The 16896-nt window shown below is 72.5% G+C and carries 7 protein-coding genes; 6 read left to right on the plus strand and 1 reads right to left on the minus strand.

What is annotated here, in order from left to right; genetic code table 11:
• Positions 1-16 precede the first annotated feature (16 nt).
• The 5 genes from D581_RS0102160 to D581_RS0102180 are packed head-to-tail and all read left to right on the plus strand — an operon-like array spanning position 17 to position 15162.
• Positions 17-9478 carry a hybrid non-ribosomal peptide synthetase/type I polyketide synthase gene (locus D581_RS0102160; protein WP_018955584.1) on the plus strand — a complete coding sequence of 3154 codons (9462 nt, stop codon included), beginning with the start codon at positions 17-19 and terminating at the stop codon, positions 9476-9478.
• Entirely contained in the window at positions 9468-11150 is a 1683-nt protein-coding gene (locus D581_RS0102165; protein ID WP_018955585.1) for a phytoene desaturase family protein, read from the plus strand. The genes D581_RS0102160 and D581_RS0102165 overlap by 11 nt, the downstream gene beginning before the upstream one ends.
• Positions 11147-12871 carry a phytoene desaturase family protein gene (locus D581_RS0102170; protein WP_018955586.1) on the plus strand — a complete coding sequence of 575 codons (1725 nt, stop codon included), beginning with the start codon at positions 11147-11149 and terminating at the stop codon, positions 12869-12871. Before D581_RS0102165 ends, D581_RS0102170 begins: the two co-directional genes overlap by 4 nt.
• Entirely contained in the window at positions 12868-13923 is a 1056-nt protein-coding gene (locus D581_RS0102175) for an MDR family NADP-dependent oxidoreductase (RefSeq protein ID WP_018955587.1), read from the plus strand. Before D581_RS0102170 ends, D581_RS0102175 begins: the two co-directional genes overlap by 4 nt.
• A gap of 48 nt (positions 13924-13971) precedes the next feature.
• Entirely contained in the window at positions 13972-15162 is a 1191-nt protein-coding gene (locus tag D581_RS0102180; RefSeq protein ID WP_018955588.1) for a cytochrome P450, read from the plus strand.
• A 51-nt stretch (positions 15163-15213) separates the two neighbouring features.
• Here the strand turns inward: D581_RS0102180 and D581_RS1000000141815 are convergent, their stop codons facing one another.
• Positions 15214-15348: a hypothetical protein gene (locus D581_RS1000000141815; protein WP_018955589.1), complete on the minus strand. Its 135-nt coding sequence runs from the start codon at positions 15346-15348 to the stop codon at positions 15214-15216.
• Positions 15349-15613: 265 nt separating this feature from the next.
• On the opposite strand from D581_RS1000000141815, the gene D581_RS0102190 reads away from it, so the two are divergent.
• Positions 15614-16891 (plus strand): hypothetical protein, encoded by a 1278-nt coding sequence (locus tag D581_RS0102190; RefSeq protein ID WP_018955590.1) that lies wholly within the window; start codon positions 15614-15616, stop codon positions 16889-16891.
• Positions 16892-16896: the final 5 nt, after the last annotated feature.

Raw genomic sequence — 16896 nt, forward strand, 5'->3', positions numbered from 1 at the left:
ACTTGAGGAGTTCGACATGGCCGACGCGAACAACCGGGCGTTACGGAACAAGGTGGCGATCATCGGGATGGGCTGCCGCCTGCCCGGCGGCGCCTCGGACCACCGCACGTACTGGCGCAACCTGGTGGAGGGCAAGGACTGCATCACGCCCACACCGCCCGACCGGTACGACGTCAGCACGCTCGGCAGCCGGTTCCGCGACAAACCAGGGCGCCTCGTCGGCGGCCGCGGCGGATACATCGACGGCTTCGACGAGTTCGACCCCGCGTTCTTCGGCATCAGCCCCCGCGAGGCCGACCACATGGACCCGCAGCAGCGCAAGCTGCTCGAAGTGGCGTGGGAGGCCCTGGAGGACGGTGGCCAGCGTGCCGCCGACCTCGCCGGCGGCAACGTCGCCGTCTACGTCGGCGCGTTCACCCTGGACTACAAGATCCTGCAGTTCGCCGACCTGGACTTCACCTCGCTGGCCGCCCACACGGCGACCGGCACCATGATGACGATGGTGTCGAACCGCATCTCGTACTGCTTCGACTTCCGCGGCCCCAGCCTCTCCATCGACACCGCGTGCAGCTCCTCCCTGGTCGCCGTCCACCTGGCCTGCCAGGCACTGAACAACGGGGAGAGCGACCTCGCGCTGGCCGGCGGCACCCTGCTGCACATGGCCCCGCAGTACACCATCGCGGAGACCAAGGGCGGGTTCCTGTCGCCCGAGGGCCGCTCCCGTACGTTCGACGCCGCCGCCGACGGCTACGTACGGGCCGAAGGCGTCGGCCTGGTCGCGCTGAAGCGGCTGGACGACGCCGTACGGGACGGGGACCGGATCCACGCGGTGATCGCCGGCAGCGGAGTCAACCAGGACGGGCACACCAACGGCATCACCGTGCCCAACGCCGACGCCCAGGTCGACCTCATCCGCCGGGTCTGCGCCGAGGCGGGCATCACCCCCGGCGACCTCCAGTACATGGAGGCGCACGGCACCTCCACCCCGGTCGGCGACCCGATCGAGGCGAACGCCCTGGCCCGCGCGCTGGCCGTCGGACGCGCCCCGGGCGCCCGTGCCTACGTCGGCTCGGTCAAGACGAACATCGGCCACACCGAATCCGCCGCCGGGATCGCCGGGCTGATCAAGACCGTCCTGAGCATCAAGCACCGCACGATCCCGCCCCACATCAACCTGGAGAACCTCAACCCCGCAATCGACCCGGCGACCCTCCCCTACGAGATCCCCACCCGGCCCACCGCCTGGCCCGAACACGAAGGGCCCGCCCGCGCCGGGGTCAACTCCTTCGGATTCGGCGGCACCAACGCCCATGTCGTCCTGGAGGAGGCCCCCGAGGTCCTGCCGGACCTCCGCCCCGCCGGGCGACGCTGGAGCATCCTGCCCCTCAGCGCCCGCAACCCCGACGCCCTGACGGAGATGGCGGCCGGGATCCGGGGCGAGCTGGCGGGCGACAACGGCCCGGCGGTGGCCCTCGACGATCTCGGCCACACCCTGGCCCACCGTCGCCAGCACCTCCCCGAGCGGCTGTCCGTCGCCTACACCTCGCGCGCCTCCCTCGACGAGGCCCTCGCCGCCCACGCGCGCGGCGAGGCCCACCCCCGGGTCGTCCACGGCCGTGCCCGGGACGCCGCCGACCGGCGGCTGGTGTGGGTCTTCACCGGCATGGGCCCCCAGTGGTGGGGCATGGGCCGCCAACTGCTGGAGGAGGAGCCGGTCTTCCGCGACGCCGTCGCCGCCTGCGACCGGGCCCTGCGGGAGTTCGCCGACTGGTCCCTCATCGAGGAGATGACCGCCGACGAGTCCGTCTCCCGGATGGCGGAGACCTGGCTCGCCCAGCCCGCGAACTTCGCCGTGCAGGTGGGCCTGGCGGCCCTGTGGCGGTCCCACGGAGTGCGCCCGGACGCCGTGGTCGGCCACAGCACCGGGGAGATCGCCGCCTTCCACGCGGCGGGCGTCTACTCCCTGCGGGACGCGGCCAGGATCGTCGTGCACCGCAGCCGCCTCCAGCAGACCCTGGCCGGCACCGGCGCCATGCTCGCCGTCAGCCTCTCGGAGGACGAGGCGGAGCGCCGGGTGCGCCCCTACAGCGACCGGGTCTCCATCGCCGCCGTCAACAGCCCCACCGCGATCACCCTGGCCGGGGACGAGTCCGCGCTGACCCTGCTGGCCGAGGAGTTGCGGTCCGAGCAGCAGTTCGCGAAGTTCCTCACCGTCGAAGTCCCCTACCACAGCGTCGTGATGGAGCGGATCAGGAACGAACTGCTCGCCGAGCTGGCTCCGTTGGAGCCGCGAGCGGCCCGGGTCCCGCTGTACCTGACGGGCGTCGAGGGAAGGGCCCGGGGCGAGGAACTGGACGCCGCGTACTGGTGGAAGAACGTCCGCGAGCGGGTGCGCTTCCGCTCCGCGGTCGACCGCATCGCCGACGACGGCCACCAGGTGTTCCTGGAGATCGGCCCGCACCCGGTCCTCGGCCACGCGATCCGCGAATGCCTCGACACGGGCGGGACGAGCGGACTCACCCTGCCCTCGATCCGCCGCCGGGAGAACGAGAGCGAGCGCTTCGCCGCCTCACTCGGCTCGCTCCACAACCTGGGCGTCCCCATCGACTGGAGCGTCCTCCAGCCGGCCGGCCGGCCGGTCACCCTGCCCCGCCACCCCTTCCGGCGCGACCGTCACTGGACCGAACCCCGGCCGGTCGCCCAGGTCCGGCTCGGCCACCGCGACCACCGACTCCTGGGCCGCCGCACCGACCGTACGGAGCCCACCTGGCAGGCCCGCCTGGACACCGAGCACCTGCCGTACCTCGCCGACCACCGCATCCAGGACACCGTGGTCTTCCCCGCCGCCGGGTATCTGGAAATGGCCGCCCAGGCCGTCCTGAAGCTCACCGGCGGCACCACCGCCGTCCTCGCCGACATCGATCTGCGCAAGGCCCTCTTCCTGCCCGACGGCGAGGACCGGACCGTGGAGGTGTCGCTCTCCCTGGAGGACGCCGCCTTCACCATCGCCTCCCCGACCGGGGACGACGGGGAACGGGCCGTGCACGCGAGCGGGATCGTCCGCACCGGGCAACGCCGCCGCACCGCCCCGCCGCTCGACGTCCCCGCGCTCCGCGCCAGGTCCCTGCGGCACCTCGAAGGCCCCGACTGCTACACCGCGCTGGCCGCCCTCGGCTACCACTACGGCCCCGCCTTCCAGGCCATCGAGGAGGTCTGGATCGGCGCCGGCGAGGTCCTCGCCCGGATCCGCCCGCCCCGGGCGATCGGCGACGACGCCGCAGGTCACCACCTCCACCCCGTCCTCCTCGACGCCTGCTTCCAGACTCTCCTGACTCCGCTGATCCCGCCGGCCCCCGAAGATCCCGCACCGGTCACCGGGATCAGGCTGCCGCTCTCCCTGGACGAGGTCGCCCTCGAACCCATCGGCGACCAGCCGTTCTGGGCCCACGCCACCCTGCTCCCCGGCGACGCCGACACCACCCTCGGCGACATCGCCCTCTACGCGGACGACGGGGCGCCGCTCGGCCGCGTCCTCGGCTTCCGCGCCGCCGACGTGGAGAAGGCGGCCACCGCCGTCGCCCGGACCACGATCGACTCCTGGCTCGCCGAACCCGTCTGGACCGACTGCCCGCCGCTGCCCGCCGAGGACGCCCCCGCCCTGCCGCAGGACGCGAACGACGGTGACATGCGCGGCGACAACGTACGCGGCGAAGCGTCGGGAAGCACCGCCGGGCGCCGACCGGCACCCGCGGCCCGCTACCACGACTGGCTCGTCCTCGCCGACACCGGCGGCGTCGCGGACGCCTTCGCCGTCCTGGCCGCCGCCCGGGGCGATCGCTGCCGCCTGGTGCGCCGGGGCGCCGCCTACACCGCGTCCGGCGACGGCGCCACGTTCACCGTGGACCCCGCGTCCGACGCCGATCTGCGTCGGCTCCTCGCCGACCTGGACCGCGACGGGGGGCCCTTCCGGGGGGCCGTCCTGCACCTGTGGAACCTCGACGCACCCGCCCTCGCCACGTGCGACCGGGCCTCCCTGACCGACCACACCGGCGCGGGAGCGTACTCACTGATCGCCCTCGCCCGGCTCCTGTCCGCCCGGGGCTCCGGAGGCCGCCTGCACATCGTCACCCGCGGCGCCCAACCGGCCTTGCCCGGTGAGGGGCCCGAACCCCTCGGGGCACCGGCCTGGGGCATCGGCCGCGTACTGCGGCACCAGGAACTGATCGAACACCCCGGCAAACTCATCGACCTCGACCCCGGGCGGCAGCCGGGCCCCGACGGCGACCGGGCCGAGGCCGAAGCGCTCCTCGGCGAAGTCCTCAGCGAAGACGAGGAGGAGATCGCCCTGCGCGGCGGCGGCCGCCGCACCAGCCGCCTCCGCCCCGCCGAGGGTCTGACCCGGCCGCTGCCGCTGCGCCTGCGGGCGGATGGAAGCTATCTGGTCACCGGCGCGTTCGGCGCGCTCGGCCGACTGCTGTGCCGCACCCTCGTACGCTGCGGGGCCCGCCGGATCATCCTGGTCGGGCGCACCCCCGCCCCGGCCCGCGAGAAGTGGGCCGGCACCGACCCCGCCACCGCCGAGGGCCGGGCCGTGGCCCTGCTCCGCGAGCTGGAGGCGCTCGGCGCGCAGCCCGTCCTCGCGACCCTCGACATCACCGACGAGGACGCCCTGGCCGGCTGGCTCGACGCCCACCGGCAGAGTGGGGCACCCCCCGTACGCGGGGTGTTCCACCTCGCGGGACAGGTCCGCGACACCCTCGTCGCCGATCTGGACCGGGCCGCCTTCGACGCCGTCCACGACCCCAAGACCGTCGGCGCCCACCTCCTGCACCGGCACCTGCGCGACGAGCCCCTCGAACACTTCGTGCTCTTCGCCTCCATCGCCTCCCTCCTGACCACGGCCGGCCAGACCAACTACGCCGCGGGCAACGCCTTCCTGGACGCCCTCGCCCACCACCGCCGCGCCCAGCAACTGCCCGCGCTCAGCCTGGACTGGGGCCCCTGGGCCACCGGAATGATCGAGGAACTCGGACTGGTCGACCACTATCTGCACAGCCGTGGCATGAGCTCGCTGTCCCCGGACGCCGGCATGGCCGTCCTGGAACGCGTCATCGGCCAGGACCACGCCCAACTGGTCGTCGCCACCGTCGTCGACTGGCCCGTCTTCCTCGCCTGGTACCCGTCCCCGCCGCCGCTGGTCGCCGACCTCGCCGCGGCCGCCGCCCCGCCGGCCGACGCCGCCTCGGGCAACGGATTCCTCGACACCTTCCGCGCCGCCGACGAGGAGAGCCGCCGCACCCTGGTCGCCGAACGGTTCGCCGCGATCTCCGCCACCGTGCTGCGCACCGGCACGGACCGCATCGACCCCGCGACCGGACTCGGCGAACTCGGCCTCGACTCCCTCCTCGCCATGGAGCTGCGGGCCCGGATCCACGCCGAGCTCGGCGTCGCCCTCCCCGTGGTCGCCCTGCTCAGCGGCACCCCGGCCGGGGAACTCGCCGCCCAGCTCCACGACGGCCTCACCGCCCTGGCCTCGACCGACGCCGCCGACGGGGCCCCGGGAGCGGTGGAACTCCACAGCGACGAGGGGCAGTACCCACTGACGCAGAACCAGAAAGCGCTCTGGTTCCTCAAGCACCTCAACCCCGACGGCTACGCGTACAACATCGGCGGCGCCGTCGAGGTGACCGTCACGCTCGAACCGGACCTGATGTTCGAGGCCGTCCGCCGGCTCATCGCCCGGCACCCCGCGCTCCGCACCAACTTCCTCCTGGCGGACGGGCAGGCCGTGCAGCGGGTGTCCGAGAACGCCGCGACGGACCTCGCCCTCTTCGACGTCCAGGGAGAGGACTGGGAGTCCATCCACGCGACGATCGTCCAGGAGTACCGCAAACCCTACGACCTCGCCCACGACCCACTGGTCCGCTTCCGGCTCTTCAAGCGGGGCCCGGACCGCTGGATCATCATGAAGGCCGTCCACCACATCGTCTCCGACGCCATCTCCACCTTCACCTTCATCGAGGAACTCCTCGCCGTCTACGAGGCGTTGCGCCGCAACCAGGAACCCCAGCTCCCACCGATCGAGGCCCGCTACCTCGACTTCCTCAACCAGCAGAACGCCTTCCTGGCCGGGCCCGGGGCGGCGGGCATGCTCGACTACTGGCGCTCCCACCTGCCGGCCGAGGTCCCGCTCCTCGACCTGCCCGTCGACAAACCGCGCCCGGCGGTCCAGACCCACAACGGGGCCTCCGAGTTCTTCGTCCTCGACGACGCCCTCAGCGCCCGCGTCCACGCCCTGGCCCGCGCCCACGGCGTCACGCCGTTCATGGTGCTGCTGAGCGCGTACTACCTCCTGCTGCACCGCTACTCCGGGCAGGACCACATCGTCGTCGGCAGCCCGGTGACCGGCCGCACCCGGCAGGACTTCGCCTCCGTCTACGGCTACTTCGTCAACCCCCTGCCCCTGCACGCCGACCTGTCCGAGGACCCGACCGTCGCCGAACTCCTGCAACAGGTCCGCCGGACCGTGCTCGGCGGCCTGGACAACCAGGAGTACCCCTTCGTCCTCCTCGTCGAGGAGCTGGGCCTCCAGCACGACCCCAGCCGCTCCGCCGTCTTCCAGGCGATGTTCATCCTCCTCACCCACAAGGTGGCCACCGAGCAGTACGGCTACCGGCTGGAGTACATCGAACTCCCGGAGGAGGAAGGGCAGTTCGACATAACGTTGTCCGCCTACGAGGACGAGACCGAGGGCCGCTTCCACTGCGTGTTCAAGTACAACACCGACCTCTTCCTCCCCGAGACCATGCGCCGCATGGCCGCCCACTACACCCGGCTCCTCGACCGGATGACCCGGGCGCCGGGCGAACAGCCCGCCTCGCGGCTGGAGATGCTCGGCGACCGGGAGCGTGAGCGGCTCGTCGGGGAGTGGAGCCGCCCGGCCCTGCCGTCCGCCGGACCCGGGACGGAGCCGTTCGTCCCGGTCCAGACGCTGATCGGCCGCGTCGCCGCCGAACACCCCGCGGCCGTCGCCGTCACCCTGCCCACCGCACACGGCGGGGCGCACCGGCTGACCTACGCCGAGCTGGACCGGCGGGCCGCCGGCACCGCCGCCCGGCTGCGGGCGCTCGGCGTCGGCCAGGGCTCGGTGGTCGTGCTCTGCCTCGACAAGTCGCCCGAGCTGATCGTCGCCCTGCTCGGCGTCCTCAAGGCAGGCGCCGCCTACCTCCCGCTCCGGCCCGACCAGCCCGCCGACCGGCTCGCCCACCTCGTGACGACCACCGGCGCGGCACTCGTCCTCGTCGCGGACGACGCCACGCCGGAGCAGACCGGAGCCCTGACCGTCCCGACGCTCACCCTCGCCGCGCTCGTACGCACCGAACCGCACCCGGAGGGACCGCCCGCCGAGCCCGGCCCCGAAGCGCCCGCGTACGTCATCACCACCTCCGGGTCCACCGGCCGCCCCAAGGCCGTCCGCGTCAGCCACCGCAACCTCGCCTCCGCCCACGCCGCGTGGCGCCAGGAGTACCGGCTGGACACCGACGTCCGCACGCACCTCCAGATGGCCGAACCGTCCTTCGACGTGTTCACCGGCGACCTGGTGCGCGCCCTGTGCTCGGGCGGCACCCTCGTCCTGGCCGACCGAGACCTCCTCTTCGACACCACCCGGCTGTACCGGACGATGCGTCAGGAACGCGTCGACTGCGCGGAGTTCGTCCCCGCCGTCGTCCGCGGCCTGATGGACCACTGCACACGGGAAGGGCTGCGGCTGGACTTCCTGCGCCTGCTGGTGGTCGGCTCGGACGCCTGGAGCGTGGGGGAGTACCGCCGGCTGGCCGAGCTGTGCGGACCCGGCACCCGCCTCGTCAACTCCTACGGCCTCACCGAGGCCACCATCGACAGCGCGTTCTTCGAGGGGCCCGTCGACGACCTGGAACCCGGTGCGATGGTCCCGATCGGCCGGCCCCTGCCCAACAGCACCCTCCACGTCCTCGACGCCCACGGCGAACCCGTCCCGCCCGGCGTGCCCGGCGAACTGTGGATCGGCGGCGACGGCGTCGCCCTCGGCTACGCCGGAGACCCCGAACAGACCGAGGAGCGCTTCGTCACCCGGGCGCTCGGCCGGGGAGCCGACGCCCGGCCCGAACGCCTCTACCGCACCGGCGACATCGCCCGCTGGGACGCGCACGGCCGGGTCCACCTGCTCGGCCGCACCGACGGACAGGTCAAACTACGCGGCCACCGCATCGAGATCGGCGAGATCGAGGCGCAGCTCGCCCAGTGGCCCCCGCTCGCCCGGGCCGTCGTCACCGTACGCACGGACACCGGGGGAGAGGCGACACTCTGCGCCTACTGCGTCCCCGCGCCCGGCGCGTCCCTGGACGTCCGGGCCTTGCGCCGCCACCTCGCCCGCTCGCTGCCCTCGTACATGATCCCGTCCCACTTCACCGAAGTGCCCGCCCTGCCGCTGACGGCCAACGGCAAGGTCGACACGGCCGCCCTGCCCGCCCCCCGGGCCGGGGCGGGGGACCGGCCGCACGAGGAACCCGTGACGCTCTACGAGGTCAGCGTCGCCCGCCACTGGAAGACCCTGCTCGGCCGCGAACAGATCGGTCTGGAGGACGACTTCTTCGAACTCGGCGGCAGCTCGATCAAGCTCATCGAACTCCTCCACCATCTGCGCACCGAGTTCGGCGTCGGCGTCCCCGTCAGCAGGCTCTACCAGGTCACCACGTTGCACGGCATGGCCGCCACCGTGGAGGACGTCCTGCTCGGCACCACCGCCGACGAACTGCCCAGCCTCACCTTCAACGCCGGACAGGCCCCCGCCCTCTTCTGCTTCCCGCCCGCCGGCGGCCACGGACTCGTCTACCGGGGGCTGGCCGCCCAGCTCCCCGACTACGCCGTCACCGGCTTCAACTACCTCCCCGGCGACGACAAGGTCAGCCGGTACGCCGACCTGATCGAGGCCGCCCGGCCCGACGGCCCGTATCTGCTCCTGGGCTACTCCCTCGGCGGCAACCTCGCCTTCGAGACGGCCAAGGAGCTGGAGCGGCGCGGCCGGGACGTCGCCCACGTCGTCATCCTCGACTCCCGCCGCATCCTCGCCGCCTACGAACCGGACGCCTCGGGCATCGCCGCTTTCGAGAGTGAACTCGCCGACCACGTACGCAAGCACACCGGCTCCGAGGCCGTCGCCCGGGAGACCCTCGCCCACGCGGCCGAATACCTCGCCTTCTGCGGCCGCACCCCCAACACCGGCACGGTCGCCGCGACGGTCAGCGTGATCACCGACGAGGAGAAGGCCGCCCTCTACGCCGCCGGCGAGCACGGCACCTGGCACGGCAGCTCCACCGGCGCCACCGCCGTACTGCGCGGCTCCGGCGTCCACGCCGACATGCTCGACGCCAAACACCTGCCCCGCAACGCCGAGCTGGTCCGTTCCGTCCTGAGGGGAGACGCGGCCCATGGCGGATGACGGCCCCACCGACTGGACCAGCAGGGAACGCGCTCCGGGCACCCCGCCCCGCGTCATCGTCATCGGCGCGGGCGTGGCCGGCCTCTCCACCGGCGTCTACGCGCAGATGAGCGGAGCCAGGACCCGCATCTTCGAGAAGCACGTGCTGCCCGGCGGCTGCTGCACCGCCTGGTCGCGCGACGGGTACCTCTTCGACTACTGCATCGAATGGCTCATCGGCACCGCCCCGGGCAACGACGCCCACCGGGTGTGGAGCGAACTCGGCGCACTCGACGGCAAGACGGTCACCAACTTCGAACTGTTCAACAAGGTCGAGGACGCCTCGGGCCGGTCGGTGACGTTCTACAACGACCCCGACCGGCTGGAGGCCCACCTCCTGGAGGTCTCACCCGCCGACGCCCCGCTCATCCGGGCCTTCACCCGGGACCTGCGGCGCTTCATCGACATCGAGCTGTACCCGTTCCTGACCGCGCCCGCGCTCAGGACCGTAGGGGAGAGGGCCCGGACCCTGCGCACGGTGCTCCCTGTCTTCCGGCTGTTCTGGCGGACCGCCGCCACCCCGATGCAGGTGTTCGCCGACCGGTTCCAGGACCCGCTGCTGCGCAAGGCGTTCCGCAACATCTTCTTCCAGGACCCCGAGGGCTTCCCGATGCTGCCGTACCTCTTCAACATGGCGGCCGCCCACCACGGCAACGCGGGCTTCCCCCAGGGCGGCTCGCTCGGCCTCGCCCGCTCCGTCGAGGAGCGCTACAAGAGCCTGGGCGGAACGGTCACCTACCGGGCCCGCACCGAGCGGATCCTGGTCGAGGACGACCGGGCGATCGGCATCGAACTCCGCAACGGCAGACGGTACTTCGCCGAGCACGTCGTCTCCGCCTGCGACGGCCACACCACCGTCTACGGACTCCTGGGCGGCCGGTACACCGGCCACCGGATCGACAAGCTCTACACCGACCTCCTCCACCGTCCCGGCACCCTCTTCCCCGCCGTCGTCTCCGCCTTCGTCGGCCTCCGCGGCGACCTGGAACCCGAGGAGGCGCACAGCACCACGCACCTCCTCGGCCCGGACGACGCGGCCCACCTCCCCGGGGCCCTCCAGGACAGCTTCGTCGTGCAGGCACGCTCCCGCTACTCCGGCGGTTTCGCACCGCCGGGCCACTCCGTCCTGCACTGCACCTACTTCAGCGACTACGCCCACTGGAAGGACCTGCGCACCAGGGACCGCAAGGAGTACCGCCGGCGCAAGCGCGAAGTCGCCCACTTCGTCCGCGACTTCCTGGAGCGCCGCACCCCCGGCATCGCGGACCGCATCGACATCGTCGAGGTCGCCACGCCCGCCACCACCCACCGCTACACCGGCAACCTCGGCGGCTCCATCCTCGCCTGGAAGGCGTTCTCCGAGGCCGACGACGTCGCCGCGCGCCTCGTCGGAAAGGACCGGATGCGGCTGCCGGGACTGAGCAACTTCTCCATGGCCGGACAGTGGGTCGGCATGGGCGGTCTGATCCGCGCCGCCTCCACCGGCCGCTTCGCCGTCCAGTACCTCTGCCGCGACCTGGGCCTGGAGTTCCGGGCCTGGGAGAGCGAGGGCGCCGAACCCTGGCACCCCGGGAAGCTGGGACACCTGCCCCAGCTCGACCGGTGGTCCGCACGGGAGAGCGAGGGCTCATGAGCGGCGACACGAACGGACCCCGGGACGACGGCGCACGCCGGCCCCGGGAGACGATGATCATCATCGGGGCCGGTCTCGGCGGGCTCTCCACCGGCTGCTACGCCCAGATGAACGGCTACCGCACCCGCATCCTGGAGATGCACGAGATCCCCGGCGGCTGCTGCACCGCCTGGGAGCGCGGCGGCTTCACCCTGGACGCCTGCGTCAGCTGGCTCCTCGGCAGCGGCCCCGGCAACGAGATGCACCAGATCTGGCTGGAGCTCGGCGCCCTCCAGGGCAAGGAGATCCGCCACTTCGACGTCTTCAACATCGTGCGCGGCACGGACGGCCGGGCCGTCCACTTCTACTCCGACCCCGACCGGCTAGAAGCCCACCTCATCGGCATCTCGCCCGCCGACGCCCGCCTCGTACGGAAGTTCTGCGCGCAACTGCGCAGCTTCCGCAAGGCGCTCGCGGTCTACCCCTTCCTCAAGCCCGTCGGACTGATGGGACGCCGGGAGCGCTGGCGGATGCTCGCCTCGTTCCTGCCGTACTTCAACTCCGTCCGCACCACGATCACCGTCCTGATGAGCGACTTCTCCCAGAAGTTCAAGGACCCCCTCCTGCGGGAGGCCTTCAACTTCATCCTGTACGAGAAGCACCCGGCCTTTCCCGTCCTCCCCTTCCACTTCCAGCTCGCCTCGCACGCCAACCTCTCCGCCGGAGTCCCCGAAGGCGGCTCCCTCGGCCTCGCCGAGTCGATCGAGGCCCGCTACCGCCGGCTCGGCGGCGAGGTCTCCTACAACACCAAGGTCGAGACGGTGATCGTCGAGGACGACCGGGCGGTGGGCGTCCGCCTCAGCGACGGTCAGGAACTGCGCGCCGACATCATCGTGTCGGCCTGCGACGGCTACACCACGACCATGAAGTTCCTGGAGGGCAAGTACCTGGGCGAGGACTACCGCAAGCTCTACACCGAGACCATCCACGAACCCGGCATGGTCTTCCCCGGCTACTTCACCCTCTTCCTCGGTCTCTCCCGCCCCTTCCCCGAGGGAGACCCCTGCACCACCTACCTCCTCGACGGGGCGACGGCCGCCGAACTGACCGGCATCCGCCACCCCAGCATCAACGTCCAGTTCCGCAGCCGTCACTACCCCGAACTGTCCCCGGACGGCACCACCGTCGTCTACGCCACCTACTTCTGCGACATCGCCCCCTGGCGCGCCCTGGACGAGGGCCCCGAACAGATCACCCGCACCCGCGGCGGCCAGGAACTGCACACCCTGCCCGTCCGGCACGGGCGCGGCTACTACGCGGCGAAACGCCGGGCCCGCGAGACACTCGTCGGCTTCCTCGAAGAGCGCTACCCCGGCCTGCGGGACGCGATCGTCGTCCGGGACGTCTCCAGCCCCCTCACCCAGGTCCGCTACACCGGCAACTACGACGGCACCGTGCTGGGCTGGCAGCCTTTCGTCGAGAGCGGCGAGACCCTCGAAGAGCTGATCAAGAAGCACGGCCCGGGCCTCCCCGGACTGCGCGACTTCTACCAGTCCGGCGTCTGGGCCACCACCGGCGGGCTCATCCGGGCCGCCGCCGCCGGACGCCACGTCATGCAGTTCGTCTGCCGTGACGACGACCGGCCCTTCACCGCGTCGCTCGACCTCACCGCAGCACCACCGACCCACCGCGTCATCCCCGTGCCCGTGCGCCCCGCCGCACCGACCGAGAGGAAACCATGAAGATCGCGAAATGGGTGGTCCGCGAACACGTCGAAGGAGTCCCCGACGTGGACCGCGTCTACGAGAAAGTCGTCGAAAACGTCGACGTCACCCTCGCCCCCGACGAGATGCTCCTGCGCACCCTGTACGTCTCCGTCGACCCCTACCTCCAGGGCATCGCCCTCGACACCCCGATCGGCCGGCACATGGGCGCCGACTCGATCATGGAGGTGGTGGAGGCCGGGCCACGTGCCGCCCACCGCGTCGGCGACCTGGTCCAGGGCTTCGGCGGCTGGCGCACCCATCTGATCAGCACCGGCGTCCCCGAACTCTGGCAGACCGGCACGTTCCCCATGGTCTTCCCCGCCTACCGCAGGCTCGACCCCCGGTGGTACGACGACGCCCTGCCGCTGACGACCGCCCTCAGCGTGATGGGCGGCCCCGGCATGACCGCCTGGGGGACCCTCACCAAGTACATGACGATCAGCCCCGGCGAGACCCTCGTCATCAGCGGGGCCTCCGGCTCGGTGGGCGCCCTCGTCGGCCAGCTCGCCGCGCTCGCCGGGGCCCGGGTCGTCGGCACCACCTCCTCCCCGGAGAAGGCGGACTACCTCACCGGGCTCGGGTTCGACGCCGTGATCGTCTACCGCCACGGGGACGGTGCGGAGACCGTCCGCGACGCACTCGTCCGGGCCGCCCCCGACGGTGTCGACCGCTACTTCGACAACCTCGGCGGCGCGGTCACCGACGCCGTGTTCTCCCTGCTCAACATCGGGAGCCAGGTGGCGGTGTGCTGGCAGTGGGCGACGCAGGTCGGCAACGAGGGCACCGGCCCCCGGCTCCTGCCCTACCTGATGTTCCCGCGCGCCACCGTGCGCGGCATCTTCTCCCTGGAATGGTTCACCGAACAGAACTGGCAGGACCTCCACACCGACCTGGGCGGCCGCGTCCGGCGCGGCGAGGTCGTCTGCGATCACACCCTGCACCACGGCTTCGACGCGATCCCCGCCGCCTACGGCAGCCTCTACGGCGACCGGGCGGCCAACAGGGGCAAGGTACTCGTCGAACTCTGAGCGCCCTCCTCCCTCCGCTCGATCCAACGGTGCTGCCCAGGAGGCACGTTGACCACCACCGACCCCACGCACCAGCCCCCGGAACCGCTCCACCGCCTGTTCTTCGAGGAACCCGGGCCGCCCCGCCCCGCCGAGCTGCCGGGAGGCGGCCCCGCCTGGCTGGTCAGCCGGTACGAGGACGTCCGCCAGGTGCTCTCGGACCCCCGGTTCGGCCGGGCCCAGCTGTACGCCCCCGACGCGCCGCCCCTCTCCGGCGTACCCGACCTCGTGAACGACCCCGACCTGATGTTCAACCAGGATGGCCCCGACCACATCCGGCTGCGCCGCACCCTGCGGCGCGCGTTCACCCCGAGGGCCGTCGCCCGCTGGCGGCCCTGGATCGCCGCCATAGTGGAGGAGCTCCTCGACCGGCTGGAGACCCGGCCCCAACCGGTCGACATCGTCGCGGAGTTCGCCCTCCCGCTGCCGGCGGCGGTGGTCAGCCGCCTCATGGGGCTCGACGAGTCCGCGTGGGACCGGATACGGCACTGGAGCGAACACGCCTTCTCCGACGGCACCCACGAGCGCGATCAGGTGGCAGCGGTCCTCAAGGAGTTCAGCGCGTTCGGCGCGCACCTCCTGGAGGAGCGGCGCCGGATCCCGGGCGAGGACCTGATCAGCGGTCTGGTCGCGGCGGCCGACGAGGAAGGGGGCGTTCCCGAGACCCAGTTGGTCACCCTGGTGTGCGGGCTGGTCGTCGGCGGCCACGACAGCACGATGACCATGCTCGGCAACGCACTGCTCTACCTGCTGGGCGAACGCCGTGAGACCTGGTCCCGCCTCGGCGCCGACGAGGAGGCCGCGGGGCGTCTCGTGGACCGCCTCGTCCACCTCGTCCCGCTGGGCGACGACCGGGGCAGCACCCGCCACGCCGCCGAGGACGTCGAGGTGGGAGGAGTGACGATCCCGGCGGGCGCGATCGTGCTCGCCGACTGCGGCATGGCCAACCGCGACCCGGAGGTCTTCCCGCCCGCCACCCTCCATGACCTGTTCGCCCCACTGGAGGCCCCCACGCTATCCTTCGGCGCCGGCCCCCACTACTGTCTCGGCGCATGGCTGGCCCGCACGGAGCTCCAGCTCGCCCTGCACCGCCTGGCCGCCCGCTTCCCGGAGCTGCGCCTGGCCGCCCCGGTCGACACGGTCGTGTGGCGGACCGGGACGACCTCCCGCAGTCCGCGGCGGCTCGGCGTCGGCTGGTAGGGCGGGGAACGGCAGGGGTGCGCCGGTTCGTCCGGCGCACCCCTGCCGCCGTCAGCCGCGTGCGACGGCGATCGAGCCCCCGAGCCGGTCGCCCGCCTCGTAGACCAGGTACGGTACGCCCCGGTCCGTGCCGAAGCTCGGTGAGGCGCTGCGGCCGCTCGTAGGGGCCGCGCTGCCCGAGTCCATCCCGGCCGGGCAGATGTCCTCCCGGGAGCGAGGGGACGGCGCGCACGGAGGGGGCCGAAACGGGCCCCGCGCCCGGTCGGGTTCCCGCCGACGCGTTGCGGGAGTTGGGGGACGGGCGGCGCCCGCGGAGCACCGCCCGCGAGGGGGCGGGCATGTTCTGCGTACTCCGTCCCCTTCTCCACGGACTTGCGCGGTTCTTGCCCCATGGCTTCGTCTCCGGCGGTGCCGCGATACTGCGACGAGCCGTTGACCCGAAGGGACCCACGTGACGCACCCATTCTCCGCGACCACCCGCCTCGGCCTCGGCGGCGTGGCGCTCCTGCTCGTCCTCGCGGGGCCCACCCTGCCCGCCGCCGCCTCCCCGGCGGACGCCGCCCCCACCCCCGCGGCGGTGACCGTCGAGGAGCAGCGCCTCGATCGGACCGCGCCGCAGGAGATCCTGCGGCGCAGCGGATTCGACTCCTTCGCCCCGCGCTTCGAGCGTGCCCTGCGGGACTCCGGCGGTTACGCGCAGGCCGAGCGGGCAGTCACCCGCCACGGCTCGGCGCTGTGGCGGCGTGCCGTGGACCGCGCTCAGGGCCGAGGGCCGGCCACGGGCGACCTGAGCCGGGGCGATGACCGCCCGCTGTACTGGGCCCGACTCGCGCTCGGCCGTGAACTCCGGTCGTGGGGCTCCTGGTTCGGGCTGAGCGACGAGCAACGCAAGGCCTTGCAAACCGCCCTGGAGACCTCCTCGCGCGGCCAGCACGACATCCGCTTCCCGGGCCACCGGGTGAAGCGGGTCCTCGTCACCGGCTTCGACCCGTTCACCCTGGACAGGGACGTCCGGATCGGCAATCCCTCGGGCGCGAGCGCGCTCGCCCTGGACGGCACCTTGATACGGACCGCGGAGGGACCGGCCCGGATCGAGACGGTTGTCTTCCCGGTGCGCTGGGCGGACTTCGCGGAGGGAGCCGTCGAGCGGGCCCTCGCCCGGCAGTTGCCCCGCCTGGACCTGTTCACCACCGTCAGCCAGGGCCGCCAGGGCCGCTTCGACGTGGAGCGCACCAACGGCGCCTGGCGCGGCGGCTTCCCCGACAACGAGAACGTGGCGAGCACCGGGACCGTCCCCGTCGACGACCCCGGCTCGCAGCCGCAGTGGACGACGACCACGCTCCCGTACCGGCAGCTCACCGAAGCGGACACAGGCCGCTTCCCGGTGTACGACAACACCGAGGTCACCGAGATCCCGGCGGGCGGCAGCCAGCCGGTGACCAGGCCGGACGGGCCCACGGCCGGCTCGGTGTCGCGGGCCGGAGGCGGCGGCGACTACCTCTCCAACGAGATCGCCTACCGGGCCACCCTGCTGCGTGACCGGCTGGTCCTGCCCGACCTGCCGGGCGGTCACCTCCACACTCCGGTGCTGCGGTTCGGCGCGGAGAACACGGACCCGCGGACGGGCACGGTCACCGACCCGGACTTCGAGCGGAACCGGGCGGACATCGTCAGCCAGGTGAGGGAGCTGGTGAAGACCGCGGTGGGGACCCCCTCTCCGCGCCCGTAGTCCTC

This window comes from Streptomyces sp. CNB091, from assembly GCF_000377965.1.

Coding starts and splice junctions, on each gene's coding strand:
- D581_RS0102160 (WP_018955584.1), top strand. CDS start 17: ATGGCCGACGCGAACAACCGGGCGTTACGGAACAAGGTGGCGATCATC.
- D581_RS0102165 (WP_018955585.1), top strand. CDS start 9,468: ATGGCGGATGACGGCCCCACCGACTGGACCAGCAGGGAACGCGCTCCG.
- D581_RS0102170 (WP_018955586.1), top strand. CDS start 11,147: ATGAGCGGCGACACGAACGGACCCCGGGACGACGGCGCACGCCGGCCC.
- D581_RS0102175 (WP_018955587.1), top strand. CDS start 12,868: ATGAAGATCGCGAAATGGGTGGTCCGCGAACACGTCGAAGGAGTCCCC.
- D581_RS1000000141815 (WP_018955589.1), bottom strand. CDS start 15,348: ATGGACTCGGGCAGCGCGGCCCCTACGAGCGGCCGCAGCGCCTCACCG.